The organism is Lactobacillus sp. CBA3606 (assembly GCF_002970935.1).
In the GTDB taxonomy this organism is placed as follows: Bacteria; Bacillota; Bacilli; order Lactobacillales; family Lactobacillaceae; genus Lactiplantibacillus.
The window spans coordinates 1,509,972-1,530,421 of sequence record NZ_CP027194.1 but is presented as its reverse complement, the minus strand read 5'-3'; the positions used below and the strand labels follow the sequence as shown (position 1 = coordinate 1,530,421).

The following is a 20,450-nucleotide window of genomic DNA, read 5'->3' as shown; positions in this document are numbered from 1 at the left end:
AACGCATCACGACTGATCAAAATCAGCGTGATGCGTTTTTTTATGGACCCTACCGGATTTGAACCGACGACCTCCTACATGCGAAGCAGGCGCTCTCCCAACTGAGCTAAGGGCCCAAGTACTAGTTTAGTATACCGCAAAAATGAGGAGGCGCAACCCCTGAATTTGCGATTGAAAGTTAATGGCGACTAGCTCGATGATTTTGATTCCCACGAATTTTATGCACTTGGCGTTTGAATTGTGGTTGGGCTTTACTGACGAATTTAAAGTGTTGCATTTTGCCATTGAAAATCTTGCCGTTAAGTCGTAATTTTAACCAGTCCTGCATAACCGCTATCATTTGGTCGAGTTGGTTAAGTCGTAATTGATTGTGCTGTTCTTTGGCGACTACCAGTAGGTTTGTTTGTAATTGGGTAATCAGTTTTTGATGATAGGCGATTAATTCTGGCGTCAATGGCGCTTCAGTATAAGAATTAAATAATTTTTGAATAGCTAACATGGCATCTTTTAAATCAGTGGGTTGATAATAACGTTCATCGGTATTTGGCAAGTTAATTTCCTCCTAAGGCACATTTAGTATAACAAATTTCCAATAAAATAAGTCGTTAATGGTGGTTAAAAAGACCGACAGCCGTTAAAATGAAAGTAAATTAAAGGAGGCGCTGGTAATGGCGGAAGCAACGGTATTAATGGACCAAGCGGAACAAGTCCTAAACGCAGCTTATGCAACTTTTAAACAGGGTCAGTTACAGCGTAGTCCCGTGGCATTATTTGAAAATGCTGCCGAAATCTTTATGATTGATCAGATTACAACTGCCACGTTACTTTATCTATTCGATGAGCAAATTGCACAGCGGGTATTAACCTTAGGTGATGACGTCTTAACAACGATGTATACCCAAGCCAAGCAGACGGAATTTTTAAAAATTAATTTCACGGGTAACGATGTGCGTTGGTTATTAGGATTACCCCGCACTCACCGGCGCCAGCACTAATTTAAAATAAGCAAATGAAATTTTTCAACTCATTTGCTTATTTTTTTACAAATTTAAAAAACTTTTAAAAAAAGAATCGCGCATAACCCAAAAAACGATGGATGACAAACCGCGTGGTTGTGGGAATCTGAAATTGTAATATTACGTTTGTCGCATATTGTTAAGATTCTGTAACGTTCGTAACATAATGTTATTTAAATGGCACTGCTGTGTAATACAACTTAGGTAGTATAGAGCTTGGCTTGAAGTACATATGCGTGACATTCTTTTTGGAGTGATCATCATTAAAATGAAAGTAAATATTAAACAAGTAATGTTAGGAACCGCTGCTTTAGCTGGTTTATTAGTAACTAGTCAAGCAGTCGCAAATGCCGACACACTTACAATCCATTCTGGGGATACGGTTTGGAGCTATTCACAAAAATATAACGTTTCAGTTAAGCAAATTGCTGCTGAAAACAACTTAAGCGATGCTAGCTTAATTATTGCTGGTCAAAAAATTAACATCCCAGGTGTTAAGACTACTGACAAGGCCTCAAAGACCACGACTACTGCTAGTGCAAGCAGTGCTAAGTCAACGAGTGCCGCTACTTCAACTAGTAGCCAAGCAACCAGTGCTGCTGTAACCAGCTCGACGACGACTACTAGTGCAAGTAGTACCAGCCAAGCTGCTTCAAGCAGTAGTGTTGCAACGAGTGCTGCGGTTCAATCAAGCAGTAACTCAACAGCTAGCGTAAGTAGCGCAACGAGTGCTGCTACTAGCTCAACGACGTCATCAAGTGTCGCAACTAGCTCAGCTTCAACGCAAAGTTCAGCTGTTACTAGTTCAGCAACGACACAAAGCTCAGCTGCTACTAGTTCAGTATCAACTCAAAGTGCTGCTAGTCAAAGCACCAGCACCCAAAGTGCTTCAGCAACTGAAACCACTTACTCAACTAATGACAACTCAACGAGTACTAAAACTGTCTCAACTAGCAGTGCAACTTATGGCTCAGCCATTTCAGCTGCATATAGCTTAGTTGGTACTCCTTACGGTACTGGTAGCGGTCAATTAGACTGTTCAGCATTTACGCAATTAGCTTTTGCTAAGGCTGGTATTACTATTGGCCGGACGACTTCACAACAAGCTGCACTTGGTAGCCATGTTGCCTTTAGCCAAGCTCAAGCTGGCGACTTAGTATTCTGGGGTAACTCTGCAAACCCTTATCACGTTGCAATCTACTTAGGCGGCGGCCAATATATTGGTGCGCATGACTATGGTGATCCAGCATCTGTTAAGAGTACTGCTTACTTCACACCAAGTTTTGCTATCCACATGTAATCAAAGAATAGTGGGCTTTTAGTCCAGTTAGAAAGCTGATCCAACTGTCGTTTGACAATTGGGTCAGCTTTTTTTGATTGCATCTTTTAGTGATAAAAAAAGAGCTTGGATTTTCCCAAGCTCTGAATGAAGTCGCAACGGTTAGTTAAGCTTTAGCGCGGCTATTCATGAATTTTTTAAGCAATTGGATTTCTGCTTGTGTTGGTGTGACTTCACCGGATTTGATGTTATGAATCCGTTCAACTGATAGTTGGCTGCCAAAGGCAAGGTCGCCATCGGTAAGATGATGTTGACGCTCAAATTCGATTAATTTTTCTGATAATTGACTCAATGGTAGTTCCATGCTCTTCACCCCGATTGTTAAGATTCGTAAAAGTTCAGTGCGGTAACTGATACTTTTATTATAACCTTAATTGAGTTAAAACGGGGCGCGAATGAATGCCAAGTTAAAAGTAAGCTATTTTTGGTGCCATTATGACGCAATGGCAATAAAAATCTTGATATCGGTAAGCTGGTTTTAGGTCAGAGTCGTTATTAGACTACTGGTTGTTACTATTTAATGTGCTGTTAATTGGTGTTGCAACTTCGTCAACACAGCAGTAATTTCAGCGGGGAGCTGATCAGTATGGGTCTGCTGATATTGCGCCACAAAGTTAGCACGAATGGCTAACCGGGCTGCAACTAAGCGACGATAATCGGTATCTTCAGCAGCAACGGGAAAATCTGCTAGTTGTAAGTTTTGCAAATGATCCAGCCCTGCAAAGTTTTCCCACTGGGCCGTCTGATTAACGATGGCTTCTAAGGCCCCTAAGGTGACTTCCTTCGGGATTTTTTTAGAGCCAAAGGAACCGGTGTTAAGTAAGTAGCAATCAAGTTGACGGTCTTTAAAGAGTGCTTTAAAGTCATGATAGTCTTCTGACAAAGGGTAGACACGAAATGGGTTAGCGAAGGGCTCAATCACCAAGGCGTTGCGGTCAATGTCACCAACGATATTTTCCGCTGAACTACGCTTAGTTGCCAGGGTGACCCCAAATGTGGCGGCTAGTACGGCATCATCGACTTTAATAACCGGTGGTAAACTGTCATCTTTCATAATCCAAAAAATAGCATTAATAGGAGCCGCTTCTTTGTCGACGCGATTAGTTGAGGCATAACGTGACTTGATGGTCCGACCATTACCATTACGCAGATCTTCAGTAACAAGGACTTTGCGGCCTTGTTCGTCTAATGTGACGCCAACATTTTGGACTGTCATAAAGTATTTAATTTCATTAGCGGTCATCGGATAGTCGTTGGTTTTATCGAAGTAAGCTGGTTCTAAGGCGACTGAGCTCCCATTTTGGCGATTAATAACAAAAGCATCGTCATGTAAAACGGTGATATCATAATGATGACCATGTTTAGCATGTGTTAAAGTGGATTTGCCTGAGCCTGATAGGCCGAACATCGCAAAAACTTGATCGGCTTGCTGTTTAAAGTGAAAGGCTTTTAAACCACCGTGACAAGCGACATAACCATGGCGATGGGCAATTGACCAGGCTAATGTTAAGGTGGCTTTTTTGAGTTCACCAAAATAAGGTAAGCCAAGGATGGCGGCCACATTATGTTTAGGGTCGAATAAGGCTAGCCCATTAGGATAATCGGGATCATGATAAGTTGGATCCGCATAGATATAGATATCGCCTTCTGGATAGGGCGTGGAAGCCTTAAACATGGCTTGATAGTTAGCAGTGAGGGGCTGGAAATTCAGCAAGTAAGATAATAAATTAGTTGCAAAACCAGCCGGGAGTGCTAAGTGGGCCCGGACCGTAAAATCCGGATCTAAGCCGACTAAGACGTCGGTTTTAATAAAAGGTTGTGTTTGACTAACATAGATAGCTTGACGAATGCGACCAGTCATATCAGCTTCATCAACGCCTGGATCACCGAGAATACGCCGTGCTTGTGCCGTCCGGCCAACGACCTTACCAGTATTGTCGACTAACATTTTAGCATCGGCAGGTAACCCGAGGTCAGTTGGTCGATAGATCGGTAAATCAGTCTTGATTGTGCCGGGACTAATCACCGCACGCTCATAAGCCGCTTGAACGGTTGTAATATGGGTCATATTATTGGCGTAAAAGGCTGTCTCAATCGTTGAACGTAATGGTGAAAAAATCGGATTATGTCGTCCAATATCAGCTAGTTGATAAGTATTTTTAGTGCTCATGTGGACTCCTCCTTATCATGATGATTAAGTTAAGTTTAACATAAAACAGCTTAATGTAAGCGCTTTATAAAGCGAAGCAAACGGCCGCCTAAGCTAAATTTTCATAACGCAACTTATGAAAACAAGCTGTAATTAATCGGTTTGTTTTCATAAAAGTTGCAAGTAAAGATATATTAGTATAGTTTATTTAGTGTTGATATTAAAAAAAATGGTAGAATTAAGTCACGATTTAAAATGATTAAAACGGTTAACTTAGTGTTGAACTAGTTAAAAATGAAGAGAAGGTAAAGTTTATGCCCCGAAAAAGAAATACGCAACGGCGTGCCGAAATTGTAAATACAGCTTTTCGGTTATTTGCCGAAAAAGGCTATGACTTCGTGCAGATGAAAGATATTGCCGAAGCGTGCGCTATCAGTAAATCGTTGTTACAACACTATTTTCCTAAAAAAATCGTGTTATTAAGTACGATGTTAAATGAACTGATGTTAAGCGTGTTTGTCTATAGTAATGAGCAATTAACTGATTTGACCGTTGAACAACGGACTATCATTCAAATGTGTTTTATGTTGCGCGTGTTAGATGAAAATCCCAAGCTTGAACACTTTAGTAAAGACGTCTTCGCTAGCCCAGAATTAACGACTGAGCTGGTATTAGTCAGTCTGGATTGGTTAGAAAGTATCGGGGTTGCGGGTGAGACTTCGGCAATCAGATATGCCATTAATTTTTCAATATCTGGTGGCATGGCAGTCTTTTTCAAGCGTAAATTATTACGAGTTAGTGTGGAAACGATTGCCGAAAATATCGAGCAATCCTTTTATTTATTGCTTGGTGCAGATAAGCAAACAATCAACCGAATTTATTTGAGCACCGCTAAGTACAATACCGATCGTTACTACCGTCAATTCATTAGTTACTTACATGAGCGGGCGACCATTGATTTAAGTTCTGAAATAAAAATTTAATATAAAAAATAACCTAAAGACCTTGTATTTCATAAAATATACTAGTACACTTTAAATCGGGGAAATGATAAAAGGCGCTTACTAATTTTATAATAACTTTGGAGCGAATTATGAAGACTAACAGATTATAATTCGGCTTTTGAATTGAAAGGGAGATTTTTTATATGAATGATGATATGGAATTTTTTAACCGGTTTAGCCATATGTACTTACACGGCTTTAAAAACTTAGCTGACATGTTTGCGGAACCAGCCACGGAGCACGGGATTACGCTAGACGAATTTTATATTCTTTATGACATTGCCGAAGCTAAAGGCAAGATTCGTTTAATGGATATTGCGGAAACTCATGGCGTGACGCGGTCAGCGATTTCACGGTTAATCGGTCGCCTATTACGTAAAGATTATTTATATCAAGAAGCTGAAGATCATGATCGCCGTAACAAGGTGTTGAAGTTAACTCCTGAAGGCGCACGGGTTGAACATGTTGTCTTTTCTGAGTTATTACAACGCAATCGGGAATGGTCACAATCTTTCAACTTAGCTAAGCAATATCAAACATTAGACTTAGTAGAAGAATTCATGGATAAATTCGTTAATGAAGATGCCAGCAAGACGGTTGAAAAACCTAAGTATACGGCTTTAAAACAAGCTTAATGGACATCATTTAAAAAGGTCATTTAGCTAACTTACACAAGTTAGTTAAATGACCTTTTTGGTTGGCTTGAAGGGCATCAATAAAAAAGCGCGGGCGACAAAAGGTAATGACTGGGCCTTGTTACGGTCACAATCTGTCTTTTGTTCCACGCGCTTTTTGCTCATTTAGCCGAAAATTGATTTAAAAATCGAACTAAAGAAGTTGGTGATGGCCGTCCACACTTGTTGCAATAAATTTTGGTTCTCTTTAGTGTTCAATTTACTAAAGATTCCTTTAGCATTCGATTGAATATTCTTCATTAAAGAGCTGGCCTGCGTCTTAAAGCTGGCTGAGTCTAAGGCCCCGGAATCGCGGACTTTAATTAAAAGATTAATCAACTGGGTCTTTTGATTATTAGTAATCACATTAGTTAAGTTATTATTAGTAATTTGTTGGTTCACAATGGTCGTAATTTCATTATTGGTGACAGTGCTGCCTTTTTTTGCCATGGCTTGCTTGGCACCAGCTACGGCATTATTCAGTTGGGCATCTGAGTAACCAGTTTTATTCTTATTGGTGCTAGTAATGCCGCTTAACGTGCTTAATTCGCTCTGAGCGGCATTAACTTGTTTGGTGTTTAACTGGTTACCGCTCTGGGCGTAAGCGGCGTAGACCCCTGCTAAGGCCCCTGAGCCGTCAATTGGGGTGGCTGAAGTGACATAGATGTTGGCATCCGTAATCCCAGCCGTTAATGCGGCATTTTTATATTGATTAGCAGTGATTGTCGTAATATTGTTGGTCCCGTTGTAATCAAGAATTTGAACATTAATGCCGGATCCTGAACTGGTCTTTTGAATCATCGCACTCGACCAAACGCCTGAAGTGCTAGTAAAGCTTTCACCGGCCGGATTCAGATATTTGACTAAGGTATCCCCGTTAACCGTTAAGGTTTGATAGCTATCCCCATTTAGACTAGCGGTTAAAGTACTGATGGTGCCCGTTTTTTGACTACTGGTTAAGCTGGACCCTAAGGTGACGATTGGCTCGTCAGCCGCATGGGCTAACGTTTGCCAACTGCCAAAACTCAGGAGTAGGGCAACCAGTAATAGTTGCCATTTGAATTTGATGTGTCGTTTCATAAGCAGTTTCCCTCCGCATCTTAACTAATGCACTTTAAAGTATAGCAGAAGAAAGGCGGTGCGCACGGATTGGCGGCCCAACCTTGAGAGACTTCTAAACATTTTAAAAATTCTTTATCATTTGCTGATAAGCGTCAGTTTCGCTATACTCGGGGTAACTAATTGAGGGGTGGGATTGAGATGACCCATAATCGGATTATTAATAGTTTAAGTTATCTTAGTATTTTATTTTTACCCGTTTTATTTCCATTAATCGTGTGGGCTGTATCGCGCGATAACCCAGCCGTGCATCGAACGGCGGCTCATGCTTTTTGGCTCCACTTATTACCAGCAGTATTGGCGGTCGCTTTTATCGTTATTTTGGCAGTATCGGGCTTTTATATGGCTAATTTCAGTCAGAGTAGTTGGTTAGCAATTGGCTTGCTCGGGGTGCTAAGTTTGGTGGCACTGGTGAGTTATTTAGGGGCAATTGTGCGTGGCATTCAATATTTAGTTACTGAATAAAAGGAAGGTGTCGGCAATGACAACAACGCAAAAAGCAATGCCATCAGCAGTGGTGGAAGCCTTCATGGTGCAGTTTTGGCAATACGGCTATGCCCAGACGACAGTGGATGACTTAGTACGTGGCGGGCAGCTGTCACGATCGCAGTTCTATCGGCATTATCATAGCAAGGCCGTCGCATTACGGCAAAGTTTACAGGCTTATCAGGCGGTGTTGGATCAGCAGTTAACGCAACTAATCCAACGTGATCAAGCGTTGGGAACGCCACTAACAGCGCTCTTAACAGATTGTGTGCTACTGCCATTTCAAAGTGACCGGTGGCCAGCGGGCTGTTTCATGGTTAATTCAATGGCTGAAGTTGGGGATCAAGATCAACTCATTGCTGACCAGACGCAAGCCATATATGCTGGGTTACAAACGCGGTTAGTGGGGATATTAAGTCCCCATGCGGCAACTTTGCCGGCCTCTGTGGCTGCATTGGCGGCTAGTTTAATGCAAGTTCGGACCGGGTTGCAGATTTTAGCGAAGCAGGCGCCGAGCGCAGCCCAGTTGAAGCAACAAGCAACCGTCAGTGTTCAATTAATTATGGCGGGGGACTAACGGATGATTAAAATTGAAATTAAGCGTGGCGATATTACCCAAGTCAAAGTGGATGCAATCGTGAACGCAGCGAATACAACTTTGTTAGGCGGGGGTGGCGTCGATGGTGCGATTCATCAGGCTGCGGGTCCTGCCTTATTAGCGGCCTGCCGGTTATTAAACGGTTGTGCAACGGGGGAGGCTAAGTTAACTCGCGGGTATCGTTTGCCGGCCAAGTTTATTATTCATACGCCTGGTCCAATATGGCGTGGTGGGCAGCATAACGAGCGGCAATTGCTAGCGAATAGTTATCGCAATAGCTTGAACGTTGCTGCAGCGCATGGTTGTCAACAGGTGGCTTTTCCATCAATTAGTACGGGGGTCTATCACTTTCCCTTAGCATTAGCGGCCCCGATTGCGTTACAAACATTGCAAGCAACGGCCCAAACCACGGCTAAAACGGTGGCGTTGATTCAGATTGTTTGTTTCGATAACGAAACTAAAAGTGCCTTTGATCAGGCTTTGGCGGCCCTATCAGCCTAAACTTTACAAAATACTTACTGAATTGTGCTATTAACTCGTTAGTGGCCTTGCTATAATTAAATAGTTTAAATGCCAGTTGCAAGGGTTGAAAAAGAAAGGAATTAGCCAGTGTTAGATATTATTAAAGCAGTAATCTTGGGGATTGTTGAAGGGATTACTGAATTCTTACCAATTAGTTCAACGGGGCATTTGGTCTTAGTTGATGAGTTTATTAAGATGCAACAATCAACGCAGTTTACGGATATGTTTAATGTGGTGATTCAATTAGGAGCGATTATGGCGGTGGTTGTCATCTACTTCCATAAGCTAAATCCCTTATCGCCACGTAAGAGTCGGCCGGAAAAGCGGGATACTTGGGTGTTGTGGAGTAAAGTGATTCTAGCGGTCATTCCATCGGTCATTATTGGGTTGCCATTGAATGATTGGATGGATGCCCATCTGATGAATTGGGCGGTGGTTTCAGCAACTTTGATTATTTATGGGGTGCTCTTTATTGTGATTGAAAATCATAATAAACGTTTAACACCACGGTTCAGTGAATTAAAGACGTTGCCTTATACGACGGCGCTTTTTATCGGTTGTTTCCAATTACTTTCGTTAGTCCCAGGGACGTCGCGTTCTGGCGCTACGATTTTAGGTGCAATCTTAATTGGGACGTCGCGTTATGTGGCGACTGAGTTCTCATTCTTTATGGCGATTCCAACCATGTTTGGGGCGTCATTATTGAAGTTGTATAAGTATTTTGATCACGGTAATTCATTAGCTGGCGCCCAAGGGGTTGTTCTAGCAGTTGGGGTGATTGTCTCCTTTGTGGTCGCTTACTTATCGATTCGTTTCTTGTTAGATTACATCAAACGCAATGACTTCAAGGTCTTTGGTTGGTATCGAATTGTGCTCGGGGCCTTAGTAATTGCCTACTTCACACTGGTCCATTAAGACTGAACGACTGATTTTTAAAAGGATCACGCTTGAAAACTGATTTCAAGCGTGATCCTTTGGTGTTTGTTGCGCTAAAGTCCAAGTTAAACGATTGATAAATTCAGCAATTAAAAACCCAATCGCAATTACGCCTGCAATAATGACGACTTGGACAAAATAATGGGTCGCTATGGCGGGATGCCCGGTGACTAGATTACGCACAACGCGATAGGCTTGCCCACCGGGGACGAGTGGAACTAAGCTAGGAATATTGAAGATAATCATCGGCATTTGTTTATAGTGTGCCGCCCAACCACTAGCGACGCCAATCACAATGGCAGCGCCTAAGTTGCCTAATGCAAGCTTGATGTTAATAGTTAGTGGCAAAACCTGAGCAATCGCTTCATAGGTGACCCAGCCTGCTGCGCCCACCCAGCCACTCAGGTTAACTGCTCGCCGTGGAATATTTAATAAAACACCGAAACCCGCAGTGGCTAAATAAGCGAGTAAGGTTTGTAATAAGCCGGTGGTTAATAACCAATGTCCCATGTTAAGCATCTCCCTTAATAAAAAATCGATGTTAAGGCAATTCCAACCCCAATCGCACAAGCGGATAGAATTGCTTCCATCGCCCGGGCTGGACCGCTTAACAAATTACCAGTCATTGTATCACGGACAGCATTTGTAATGGCGACCCCGGGCACTAACGGCATGATGGCACCAATAATGATGGCATCCGGATGATAGTGACCAGTTGTTAGATAAAACCCAAGTAGGGTGATGATACCGATAATTAAAGCCCCAGCAAATTCACTTAGAAACCGAATTTGACCTAGGCGATTGATCCAATAATAAACGCTGAAGCCGCCAACGCCAGCCAGCCCACACGTGATTAAATCGGCTGGCGTGGCATGTCCAGTAAAGGCAATCATTAGTGTCACACTGACGATGGCGGCCGCTAAGGCTAACCAATAAAAACGGAAGGTCGGCACAGCTTGACTGACGTGCTTTAATTTGATTGCAAATGTTGGGAGGGTAATTTGGTGTTGGGCGAATTGGCGTGACAATGTGTTCACTTGATCTACCTTTTCTAAGTCCATGCCCCGTTGATGAATAGCGCGCACCTGACTAGCGGTGACGGTTGGTAATGAAATCGTAATACCGGTTAATAAAACAAAAATTTGGGCGTCAGGATAACCAGCATTAGCGGCAATCCGTTGCATGGTATCTTCTACGCGCGCAATTTCAGCGCCATTTTCTAACAAGGTTGCACCAGCTAATAGGGCTGTTTGCATTAATAGCGTCGCATCGGCCATCATTATCACCGCCATTTACTTAAGATAATCATATTTTCGCACCGAATCGAGTTGGTGTCATCTATTTAGGGACAAGATGCTTGACCAAGGCCCCCCTTGACGAGTAAACTTAGTCTTAGTAAATAAAATACTGGAGGCATTTCTTAATGACACAATTAACAAAGCTTACCGATACGTATAGTTTGAATAATGGCACCAAGATTCCCATTGTTGGTTTTGGGACTTGGCAAACGCCTGATGGTCAAGTGGCTTATGAGTCCGTACTGGCGGCTTTAAAAGCTGGTTATCGCCATATTGATACCGCGGCCGCTTATGGCAACGAAGATAGTGTTGGTAAAGCGATTGCAGATAGTGGCGTTGACCGCAAAGATTTATTTGTGACCACAAAGCTTTGGAATGCTGATCATGGTTATGAAGCGACTAAGGCCGCGTTAGCGACGTCATTAGACAAGTTAGGCTTAGACTATGTTGATTTATATTTAATTCATTGGCCTAATCCAGCAGCGATGCGAGCTAACTTTGAACAATTGACGGCCGATACTTGGCGGGCGATGGAAGACTTATATGCGGCTCGTAAAGCCCGGGCAATTGGGGTCTCTAATTTCCGGCCAGCCCACTTAGATGTCTTATTAAAGACGGCTAAAGTGGTACCAGCCGTGAACCAAATCTTCTTGAATCCTAGTGACACTGAACCTGAAGTTGTGGCTTACAATGAGGCACATGGCATTTTGTCCGAAGCTTATAGTCCATTAGGCACGGGTAAAATCTTTGGTATTCCAGCATTGAAGACGATTGCGGATAAGTACCAAAAGAGTGTGGCACAAGTAGTTCTCCGTTGGTCATTGCAACGTGGTTTCTTACCACTACCAAAATCAGTGCACGCTGATCGGATTCAACAAAATACAGAATTATTTGATTTTGAATTGAGTGCTGAAGATGTGAAAACCATTAATGGCATGCATGGGGTAGCTGGCTTAGCTAACGACCCTGATGAAGTTGATTTCTAAAGATTAGTGATTAAAAGCGGGTCCCTAGCTAAATGTCAACATTTAGCTAGGGACCCGCTTTTTTTCTTAATAAAGGACTTTAAAATTAGTAGGTTGACGCGCTGTAACCACTGGATTTTCAGCAAAATAATCAGCGATTAGAACTGTCATGTCAATGGATAATTGCCGGGTGATCTTGTCACGTGAATACATCGGATAGTTACCACCGCCCCCGGCACGATAATGGTTTAATGTGACGGTTAGGGGTTGATCAGGTTGCACGGGTTGCCCATGATAATCGAGTTGAACCACGCGTTGCCCAATGGGGCGGGTCAAGTCAAAGGTATAGTCGATGCCACTATAAATATCATAAATATAATGACGCAATTTCGGCTTTAAAAATTCAGGATTGACGATAACTTGTCCAGCCTGCAACAGAAAATAACTGGCACAGCGTTCCAGTGCTTGTTTTAAAGCTGCACCGGTAATTGTTTCAACAGCGAGTTTATTTGGGTAGATATAACTATTCATGACTTCGCGCATCGTCACGTGTTGTTTGAGACCAGGGACATCATTATTGAAGAGTGCCGTCGCCGCAATATCAGTTCCAGTGGCGGTCATCTCAACTTGGTTGATAAAGTTAATATAAGGATGGTTGTGTAACCGGGCTTCTAAGTGATTATGTACCAACATGTTGCCATTAATTTTACCTAACGGGGTGTCTAACCAGTCTTCCATTTTGTGATTAATCGGTTGGATTAATGCCATAGTTTCAGCATCAGGTTGCGCATTTTTTACGCTTAAAACCGCTGGTTGCCCATGAATAATTTGTTTTTGATCGTTGAGATCAAGGGTAATTACGCCAACGTTAGTACCTTTCATCCCAGGCTGGGTCACGGGAACACCATGGACCGTGACGGCTAATTTTCGATGTTGATGGCCGGTGATAAGCGCATCAATCCCTGGGACTTCTGCCAATAAAGCGGCGCCACGGTTTTCACCATTTAAGCGTTCTGTGGGCGCATCCGTGTGGGGATCACGTTCCAAGCCACCGTGGTAAGCAACGACCACGACATCGGCTAAGGCGCGTAACTTAGGGACATACTTTTTTGCCGTTGCCACGACGTCTTCAAAGTGCAGGCCGTCTAAATGTTTGGCGAGTTCCCAATGGGCAACAAATTGGGTGGTGAGGCCTAAGATGGCAACCTTAACGCCGGCGCGTTCTAGGATGGTGTAGGGTTTTGAAAATAAGGTTCGGTGCTGGTCATCATGAATGTTAGCGGCCAACATGGGATAATTACGGGCTGATTCGCACAGGTCCAAAAAGTCGAGACCGTAGTTAAATTCGTGATTGCCAAAAACGCCCGCTTGGACGTGATTACGATTGGCTAACCGCGAGTATAACGGGGCGGCTTCTTGGTGCTGGCGCGCAATAAAGTAAGTCAAAGGTGAGCCCTGAACGAAGTCTCCATTATCAATGACGATTGGCCAAACATCATCGTTGTCTATCTGAGTTAATTGTTGAATCACTGTCGCCGCTCGACTAAGGCCAAAGGGCACCACGTGGTCACGCCGGCTATAGTCGGTGGGCGCTAAATAACCATGAACATCACTAGTCGAGATTAATTTAATTTGCATAACGGCGGGCCTCCACATTTTGTTTAAGTTCTATTATAACAATATTAATGCCATTTAAGTTTAGTTTGGTAACGAACAATGCAAAGTTTTAGTCGACGGCGGTGTTAAATGTTTGGGCTTAATTAGATTTTATGACGACTTGGTGCCTTAAAAAGCCCCGCATTTCATCACGACATAGTGCCGGGTGAAGTGCGGGGCTTGAACGGTTGACGATTTAAAGATTTAAAAAACGGGGCGCTTGGCTGGTCTGGATTTAAGGTTGTCACAATCGTATGCGGCTAATGCTTGTAATCCATCTTTGCTAGCATCGAAATAAGCAGTTAAGCCTTGGGCAATCATTAAGTTGAGTTGTTTGTCAGCATCGAATTGAACGACCAAGACCGGCGTTTTTTCAGCCACGGCGGCGCCAATTTCGAACATAGTACCGGAATCAGGTTCGTTAGTGTCACTGGTCATGTCGAAGTCGAGCAGGGCGACCACTAGATCAGCGCGGTGAACTTGCCGCATGTCGGAGGCATAGACGTATTGTTGCCAAGCTCGGCTACCAAAGGGTTCAGCTTCGAATTGGTGCTCTTCTGGTAAGAAAATACCGGCTGAGTTGATGGTTGGGTTAGCGATTAAAGCAGCTTTAACCTGAGCAATGCGTGCTTTTTGGGCCTCGTCAAAAAAAGGAGCGGCTAAATAAACGTTATTCATGAAAGGGTCCTTTCTGTAATGCGTAATTTTAAGTCTTATTCATTTTAGCCGAAAATTGGGTGCCGGTTCAAGTTATTTTCGATAAGCAGCCGGACTAGATTTTTATATAGATTTTAAATCTATATAATATAATTAATAAAACTAAATTAGCTTGAATTTGAGTTTGAGTTACGGTAACTTAAGACTAACTTAGGAGGTCGAATAATGACAGCACAACCTTTAACTGAATTTCACTTATTACCATGGGAACAGTTCCCAACAATGCCAGTTTATATGGATCAATTATTACAGTTAGTTAACCAAACCCTGGCCCCCCTGGAGATTCCAGCGGTCACTAAAACGATGGTCAATAGTTATGTGAAGCAACATTTCTTTAGTCGACCGACGACGGGGCGGCAGTATGCACGGCATCAGTTAGCTGCCGTGTTGGTCGTGACAATTTTAAAGCAAGACTTTTCTTTAACGACGATTAGTCAGGCGATTTTAACGATTCGAGAGTCGCGTCAGATTGAAGCGCGATACACGCAGTTCGGTCAGGCTTTTGAACAAACTTTGCGTGGGCAAACAGTGACATTAGCCCCGGATGTCATGACAAAAGCGATTCAGTTGGCTGCCCAGACGGTCGCAACTCACTTATTAACGAAACGACAATTAGCCACTTTAGCAAGCGAGGTAGCGACCAATGACTAAACGTAAAAAATGGCTACTTGCTGTCGTCGCAGTGGTTGCTGTCGTTGTTATCGGGATAACAGGTGGGAGTTTCTATCTCTATCATTTTGCTTTCGAGCCGACGCCGAAAGTCTTGACGCATAGTTCTAAACGCAGTCATACAACTTTAAAAAAGAACCAAGCTTGGCTGAAGACTGTCAAAAAACAAACTTGGCATGAATGGTCAGCAACGGATCATTTAAAATTAGTGGCTGATTTTGTACCGGCAACTAAAAAAACGACACGGACGATTGTCGTTGCCCATGGCTATATGGGGAATAAAGAACAGATGGCAAGCTATATTCGTCTCTGGCATCGCCGTGGATATAATGTTTTAGCTCCTGATGACCGCGGCAATGGTCAAAGTGCCGGCGATTATTATGGGTTTGGTTGGCCGGATCGTCTAGATTATGTTAAGTGGACGCGCCAAGTCGTCAAACGGGTTGGTCCTAAGAGCCAGATTGGCCTGTTTGGTGTCTCAATGGGGGGTGCCACTGTCATGATGATGAGCGGTGAACCGTTACCGTCACAGGTTAAAGCGATTATTGAAGATTGTGGTTATACGAGTGTGAGTGACGAGTTAAGTTATGAACTCAAAGAACTGTATCATTTACCAAAATTCCCACTAATTTATACCGCGAGTTTGGTCGCTGATGCGAAAGCTCACTTTAACTTTCTTAAAGCGAGTTCAGTTGCGCAGCTAAAGCATAATAAGTTGCCCATCTTTTTCATTCATGGTGGTCAGGACACGTTTGTGCCAACCAAGATGGTCTACCAAAATTATCGTGCCACCACAGTTAAGACTAAAAAAATCTGGGTGGTACCAGGTGCAGGCCATGCCGAATCGTATACGACGCAACCGAAATTGTATACGCAAAAGGTAACGCAATTTATGGGAATGTATGTGAAGTAAAGCGAATTTAATTGTAAGCAGTTTTTATATAGTTAGTCCAATGCCTTGTTAGTTTATCATTTCAAGGTATTGGACTATTTTTTCGGATTTACATTTAGGTACATCGTTAAAGTATTAATGAATTGACTACTACGCATAAATCGTATACGATTTATGCGTAGTAGTCAGAAAGGTCTGTTATGAGTAACCCTAATATCACGTTTGTCTATACGGATGAGTTCAATAAAGAATGGTGTGAGTTAAAGTTAACTAAAAAACACCGTGATGATTTTGAGGCTAAGATTGCCGCATATCGAAACAGGCTTCCAGTAAACAACCATGGCAAAAAATTTCCGGGTAGTATCATTAAGGGTACTGGTGGCGCATACAAGTATCGTTATGCCGATCCAGAAAGTACACAAGGAAAAAGTGGTAGTTATCGGACCATTTATTTTGTTGCTCAAGGTAGCCAGCTCTGGTTTCTTAAAATCTATAAGAAAAATCATAAAGTAACACTCACCAATCCAGAAAAAAGGGCCCTATATAAATTTTCAAAATTATTATCAAGAAAGGCTTATGAAAATGACTGAAAAATTAACAGCTTTACAAAAGAGTATCCGACAAGCAACTGCAGCATTGAATGGCGATGGGTCACAGGTTACAACTCATGAAGTCTCAATTATGCCAGCACCACAGTATAGTGCAACTGAAATTAAAGCAATTCGTGCAGAAATTGAAGTTACTCAGCGGGTCTTGGCAACGGTTCTTTCTGTGTCACCAAGGACAGTTGAATCATGGGAAAGTGGCAAATCTCGTCCTAGTCGTAGTGCCAGCCGATTGCTAGAAATTATTAAGAAGCAACCCGAGGTATTGACCTTAATTAGGGGCTAGGATGAGTCCTTGTGAGGGACACGAATTAATTTTGAAATGAAAAATAAGGTTGACACCGGCTAAGAAAGGGCTTACATTAATAACATAGAAATAAATAAACTAGACATGTAACTGGTAATGCAGGCAGGATCTAAAAGAGTAACGGGCGTTAGCTCACTACTTTTTAGGTCCTGTTTTTTGTCGTTAGGAGTGGAATAGATATGGATTTTAAAGCAAGTGCTAAGTTAATTGTTGCAGGTGTCGGTGGCATTAAGAATGTGACAAGTCTCATTCATTGTTCGACCCGTCTCCGGTTTTCACTAAATGATTTTGACCAGGCTGATTTAGATCAATTAAAGGCGATTGATGGGGTGCTCGGAGCTGTGATTGCGGGCGGTCAATGCCAGGTTATCATTGGGAACGATGTTGTTGAAATGTTTGATGCGGTTCAAGCTCTGTTGGGCAATAGTACTGACAGTATTGCGGTTAAAGGCTCCAAACAGTCTTTTGGGAAAGTCATTTTAGATTTCATCATTGGAGTTTTTCAGCCATTAGTACCAGCAATTGCTGGTGGTGGGATTCTGAAAGCCGTGTTAATGTTATTAGCAATGATTGGTTGGGTCAGTGATAAAAGTCAAACTTATCAAATCTTGAATTTGGTTGGTGGCGCCCCCCTATACCTATTACCATTATTGGTTGCGATTACGGCTGCCCAAAAATTAAAAGTTAATCCATTAGTTGCGGTGTCAACGGTGGGAGTCTTAATCTTACCAGACATGGTCACAATGTTAGCTAAAGGAACTAATTTATTTGGCATGTCAGTGATGAATGTGACTTATAGTTCTCAAGTATTTCCGGCTATTTTAAGTGTTTTGTTTTATGCAGTAATGGAGCGATTCTTTACTAAATATTCACCAAAACCAATTCGTATTTTCTTTGTACCCATGATGGCCATGTTGATTACAGCACCAATTACGCTGTTATTTTTAGGGCCACTCGGATATGTCGCTGGTGAAGGATTTGTAAGCGCTATTTTGTTTTTAAATACGCATCTTGGTTGGGTTGCAACTGCATTGTTGGCTGGCGTATTGCCTTTCATGGTGGCAACTGGTATGCACAAACCAATGATTCCGTACGTGGTAGCCACGTTTAGTACGGTTGGCAAAGAGTCACTCTATTTACCCGCATCGTTAGCGCATAATATTTCTGAAAGCGGGACTTGTTTTGCAATTGCATTTAGGACCAAAGATACTAAATTACGAGCAACAGCAATTTCAGCCGGTATTTCAGCCCTATTCGGTATTACTGAACCGGCACTTTACGGGGTAACCTTACAACATAAGCGCGCTTTAATTAGCGTTATTATTGGTGGGGTCGTTGGAGGGACCTATATTGGAATCGCTGGGCTCAGTGCCTTTACGTTAGTTGGTCCTGGCTTAGCCAGCTTACCTATGTATGTTGACAAAACTAATCCAGCGAATCTAATGCATGCATTAATTGGCTTTGGTATTTCATTTGTTGTTTCGTTTGTTGCCGGTTTATGTTTGTGGCAGAACGAAACAGAGTCAGATACGGAACAAACGCTTACTGATACAACTACGGTGTTGGCTGAAGACTTAAAAGCGCCAATTGCTGGCAAGTTGATGCCTTTGTCATCGGTCCCAGATGATGTTTTCTCACAAGGCCTATTGGGACAAGGAATTGCAGTTATACCTAGTGAGGGTCGGTTGGTTGCACCAACTGCTGGCACGATTGAGATGGTCTATGAAACTAAACATGCATTGGGCATGAAAACTGATAATGGTGCCGAGATTTTATTTCACATCGGTTTAGACACAGTTCAACTAAATGGTCAGTATTTTGAGTCTGATGTTAAAGTTGGTCAGCGAGTGCAAGCTGGTGAGGTGCTAGAAGTTTTTGATTTAGCACAGATTAAAGCGGCTGGCTACAATCCGATTACGATGATGGTTGTGACCAATCAGGACGCATATACAGTAGCGGTTGATGAAAATCGTGAAAATTCAATTGATAATGCAGTTATGAATATTGCTAAGTTAGGAGTATAGCTGATGAGTTTAAGAAAAGATTTTTTGTGGGGTGGCGCGATTGCTGCCAACCAAGTTGAGGGTGCATGGAATGTTGATGGTAAAGGGTTGTCGGTTGCGGATGTGGCAACTTATAAACCAAAAGTTGACGTTCAGGATTACCGTAAACAGGTTGGTGTAACGACTGCTGATATTGAAATGGCACTTAAAACGAAGCATGTTGAGGATTACCCGAAAAGGCGAGGGATTGATTTTTATCACCGCTATTCAGAAGACTTAGCGTTGTTTCACGAAATGGGCTTCAAAACGTTACGGTTATCGATTGCTTGGACTCGGATTTTTCCTACTGGTGAAGAAGATGAACCGAATGCAGCTGGGTTAGCATACTATAAAGCTATTTTTGCTAAAATGCACACGTATCAGATTGAGCCCATTGTTACGCTCTCACATTATGAAATGCCACTAGCCTTGGCTACTAAGTATAATGGTTGGGCCGATCGACGCGTTATTGACTTATTTGTTAAATTTTGCAAAGCTTGTTTTAAAGCCTTTCAAACAGATGTTAAATATTGGTTGACGTTTAACGAGATTGACAGTGTCACGCGCCATCCGTTTACGTCGGCCGGAATTATTCCAGATCAAACGGCCAATTTACTACAAACCGAATATCAAGCTTTTCACCATCAGTTTGTAGCTTCGGCATTGGTCACCAAGGCTTGTCATGAAATTATTCCGGGCAGTCAAGTTGGCTGTATGTTGACGAAACTGACCGATTATCCAAATTCATCTGATCCACGTGATGTATTAGCCTCGTTTAATAAAAATACAATGAACTATTTTCCAGCGGATGTGCAGGTTTTCGGTGAATATCCTGAATTAGTTTTAAATTATTTTAAGACCAATCAGATTGAAATTAAGCTAGCACCTGATGATTTAGCAATCTTAAAAGCAAATCCAGTTGATTTTGTTTCTTTCAGTTATTACATGTCGATGGTTTCATCCTATGATCAAAATAACCTGACTTTAACGACCGGAAATACAGTTGTCGGTGGTAAAAATCCCCACTTGGATGTAACTGAATGGGGTTGGACCGTTGACCCAACTGGCCTCCAAATTTCATTGTTACAGCTTTATGACCGTTATCATAAGCCTCTAATGATTGTTGAAAACGGCATGGGGGCTAAAGATGTGTTAACAGCAACGCACGAAGTTCATGATGATTATCGAATTAATTACTTTAGGGCTCATTTTCAAGCGATGATTAAAGCAGTTGACGCCGGGGTTGATCTCTTGGGATATACCAGTTGGGCACCAATTGATTTAGTCAGTGCTTCAACCTCACAAATGTCTAAACGCTATGGTTTTATTTATGTCGACGAAGATGATTTAGGCCATGGAACGCTTAGACGATATCGGAAAGATTCTTTTGCTTGGTACCAAAAGGTAATCCGAACGAATGGAGCTGATTTAACATAATTAATATTTGGGAGGCGAT

The 20,450-nt window shown here is 42.4% G+C and carries 23 protein-coding genes and 1 tRNA gene; 15 read left to right on the top strand and 9 right to left on the bottom strand.

Features of this window, described 5'->3' with window-relative positions; translation table 11 throughout:
- Positions 1–43: 43 nt before the first annotated feature.
- A tRNA-Ala gene (locus C5Z26_RS07565) sits at positions 44–116 on the bottom strand.
- Positions 117–178: 62 nt separating this feature from the next.
- Complete coding sequence (locus C5Z26_RS07560) at positions 179–550, bottom strand: hypothetical protein (RefSeq protein WP_105449362.1); 372 nt, start codon at positions 548–550, stop codon at positions 179–181.
- 118 nt (positions 551–668) lie between these two features.
- Here C5Z26_RS07560 and C5Z26_RS07555 point away from each other — a divergent pair, with 118 nt between their 5' ends.
- Complete coding sequence (locus tag C5Z26_RS07555; RefSeq protein ID WP_105449361.1) at positions 669–995, top strand: hypothetical protein; 327 nt, start codon at positions 669–671, stop codon at positions 993–995.
- Positions 996–1,284: 289 nt separating this feature from the next.
- The gene (locus C5Z26_RS07550) at positions 1,285–2,316 is read left to right on the top strand and encodes a C40 family peptidase (protein ID WP_105449360.1); all 1,032 of its coding nucleotides are present in this window, start codon (positions 1,285–1,287) and stop codon (positions 2,314–2,316) included.
- 145 nt (positions 2,317–2,461) lie between these two features.
- On the opposite strand, the gene C5Z26_RS07545 is transcribed toward C5Z26_RS07550, so the two are convergent.
- On the bottom strand, positions 2,462–2,659 hold the full coding sequence (locus tag C5Z26_RS07545) for an LBP_cg2779 family protein (RefSeq protein ID WP_105449359.1): 198 nt from the start codon (positions 2,657–2,659) through the stop codon (positions 2,462–2,464).
- A gap of 213 nt (positions 2,660–2,872) precedes the next feature.
- Positions 2,873–4,525: a phosphoenolpyruvate carboxykinase (ATP) gene (locus C5Z26_RS07540; protein WP_105449358.1), complete on the bottom strand. Its 1,653-nt coding sequence runs from the start codon at positions 4,523–4,525 to the stop codon at positions 2,873–2,875.
- Positions 4,526–4,818: 293 nt separating this feature from the next.
- Here C5Z26_RS07540 and C5Z26_RS07535 point away from each other — a divergent pair, with 293 nt between their 5' ends.
- Both C5Z26_RS07535 and C5Z26_RS07530 read left to right on the top strand, forming a co-directional pair.
- Positions 4,819–5,487: a TetR/AcrR family transcriptional regulator gene (locus C5Z26_RS07535; protein ID WP_105449357.1), complete on the top strand. Its 669-nt coding sequence runs from the start codon at positions 4,819–4,821 to the stop codon at positions 5,485–5,487.
- A gap of 164 nt (positions 5,488–5,651) precedes the next feature.
- The gene (locus C5Z26_RS07530) at positions 5,652–6,143 is read left to right on the top strand and encodes a MarR family winged helix-turn-helix transcriptional regulator (RefSeq protein WP_105449356.1); all 492 of its coding nucleotides are present in this window, start codon (positions 5,652–5,654) and stop codon (positions 6,141–6,143) included.
- Positions 6,144–6,308: 165 nt separating this feature from the next.
- Here the strand turns inward: C5Z26_RS07530 and C5Z26_RS07525 are convergent, their stop codons facing one another.
- A complete protein-coding gene (locus tag C5Z26_RS07525) occupies positions 6,309–7,262 on the bottom strand; it encodes a DUF1002 domain-containing protein (protein ID WP_105449355.1) in 954 nt (317 codons plus the stop codon).
- 180 nt (positions 7,263–7,442) lie between these two features.
- Here C5Z26_RS07525 and C5Z26_RS07520 point away from each other — a divergent pair, with 180 nt between their 5' ends.
- From C5Z26_RS07520 to C5Z26_RS07505, 4 genes are all read left to right on the top strand, one after another.
- Positions 7,443–7,766, top strand: coding sequence for a magnetosome magnetite crystal formation protein family (locus C5Z26_RS07520; protein WP_105449354.1), 324 nt, complete (start codon positions 7,443–7,445; stop codon positions 7,764–7,766).
- A gap of 16 nt (positions 7,767–7,782) precedes the next feature.
- Positions 7,783–8,364: a TetR/AcrR family transcriptional regulator gene (locus C5Z26_RS07515; protein ID WP_234005653.1), complete on the top strand. Its 582-nt coding sequence runs from the start codon at positions 7,783–7,785 to the stop codon at positions 8,362–8,364.
- A 3-nt stretch (positions 8,365–8,367) separates the two neighbouring features.
- On the top strand, positions 8,368–8,886 hold the full coding sequence (locus C5Z26_RS07510; RefSeq protein ID WP_105449353.1) for an O-acetyl-ADP-ribose deacetylase: 519 nt from the start codon (positions 8,368–8,370) through the stop codon (positions 8,884–8,886).
- 108 nt (positions 8,887–8,994) lie between these two features.
- The gene (locus tag C5Z26_RS07505; protein WP_105449352.1) at positions 8,995–9,822 is read left to right on the top strand and encodes an undecaprenyl-diphosphate phosphatase; all 828 of its coding nucleotides are present in this window, start codon (positions 8,995–8,997) and stop codon (positions 9,820–9,822) included.
- A 45-nt stretch (positions 9,823–9,867) separates the two neighbouring features.
- On the opposite strand, the gene C5Z26_RS07500 is transcribed toward C5Z26_RS07505, so the two are convergent.
- The gene (locus C5Z26_RS07500; RefSeq protein WP_105449351.1) at positions 9,868–10,353 is read right to left on the bottom strand and encodes a threonine/serine exporter family protein; all 486 of its coding nucleotides are present in this window, start codon (positions 10,351–10,353) and stop codon (positions 9,868–9,870) included.
- A gap of 14 nt (positions 10,354–10,367) precedes the next feature.
- Complete coding sequence (locus C5Z26_RS07495; RefSeq protein WP_234005652.1) at positions 10,368–11,135, bottom strand: threonine/serine exporter family protein; 768 nt, start codon at positions 11,133–11,135, stop codon at positions 10,368–10,370.
- Between the two features lie 131 nt (positions 11,136–11,266).
- On the opposite strand from C5Z26_RS07495, the gene C5Z26_RS07490 reads away from it, so the two are divergent.
- A complete protein-coding gene (locus C5Z26_RS07490) occupies positions 11,267–12,127 on the top strand; it encodes an aldo/keto reductase (RefSeq protein ID WP_105449349.1) in 861 nt (286 codons plus the stop codon).
- Positions 12,128–12,193: 66 nt separating this feature from the next.
- Here C5Z26_RS07490 and C5Z26_RS07485 read toward each other — a convergent pair whose 3' ends face one another.
- Positions 12,194–13,744 (bottom strand): bifunctional metallophosphatase/5'-nucleotidase, encoded by a 1,551-nt coding sequence (locus C5Z26_RS07485; RefSeq protein WP_105449348.1) that lies wholly within the window; start codon positions 13,742–13,744, stop codon positions 12,194–12,196.
- A gap of 222 nt (positions 13,745–13,966) precedes the next feature.
- A complete protein-coding gene (locus C5Z26_RS07480; protein ID WP_105449347.1) occupies positions 13,967–14,440 on the bottom strand; it encodes a nucleoside 2-deoxyribosyltransferase in 474 nt (157 codons plus the stop codon).
- A gap of 204 nt (positions 14,441–14,644) precedes the next feature.
- Here C5Z26_RS07480 and C5Z26_RS07475 point away from each other — a divergent pair, with 204 nt between their 5' ends.
- The 6 genes from C5Z26_RS07475 to C5Z26_RS07450 all read left to right on the top strand — a co-directional run bounded on the left by C5Z26_RS07475 (position 14,645) and on the right by C5Z26_RS07450 (position 20,431).
- On the top strand, positions 14,645–15,130 hold the full coding sequence (locus tag C5Z26_RS07475) for a DUF1836 domain-containing protein (RefSeq protein ID WP_105449346.1): 486 nt from the start codon (positions 14,645–14,647) through the stop codon (positions 15,128–15,130).
- Positions 15,123–16,061, top strand: coding sequence for an alpha/beta hydrolase (locus C5Z26_RS07470; protein WP_105449345.1), 939 nt, complete (start codon positions 15,123–15,125; stop codon positions 16,059–16,061). The genes C5Z26_RS07475 and C5Z26_RS07470 overlap by 8 nt, the downstream gene beginning before the upstream one ends.
- Before the next feature lie 179 nt (positions 16,062–16,240).
- On the top strand, positions 16,241–16,630 hold the full coding sequence (locus tag C5Z26_RS07465; protein ID WP_105449344.1) for a type II toxin-antitoxin system RelE/ParE family toxin: 390 nt from the start codon (positions 16,241–16,243) through the stop codon (positions 16,628–16,630).
- On the top strand, positions 16,623–16,931 hold the full coding sequence (locus C5Z26_RS07460) for a helix-turn-helix domain-containing protein (RefSeq protein WP_105449343.1): 309 nt from the start codon (positions 16,623–16,625) through the stop codon (positions 16,929–16,931). Before C5Z26_RS07465 ends, C5Z26_RS07460 begins: the two co-directional genes overlap by 8 nt.
- Before the next feature lie 200 nt (positions 16,932–17,131).
- Positions 17,132–18,976, top strand: coding sequence for a PTS beta-glucoside transporter subunit IIBCA (locus C5Z26_RS07455; protein WP_105449342.1), 1,845 nt, complete (start codon positions 17,132–17,134; stop codon positions 18,974–18,976).
- Between the two features lie 3 nt (positions 18,977–18,979).
- On the top strand, positions 18,980–20,431 hold the full coding sequence (locus tag C5Z26_RS07450; RefSeq protein ID WP_105449341.1) for a glycoside hydrolase family 1 protein: 1,452 nt from the start codon (positions 18,980–18,982) through the stop codon (positions 20,429–20,431).
- The last annotated feature ends 19 nt before the right edge of the window (positions 20,432–20,450 follow it).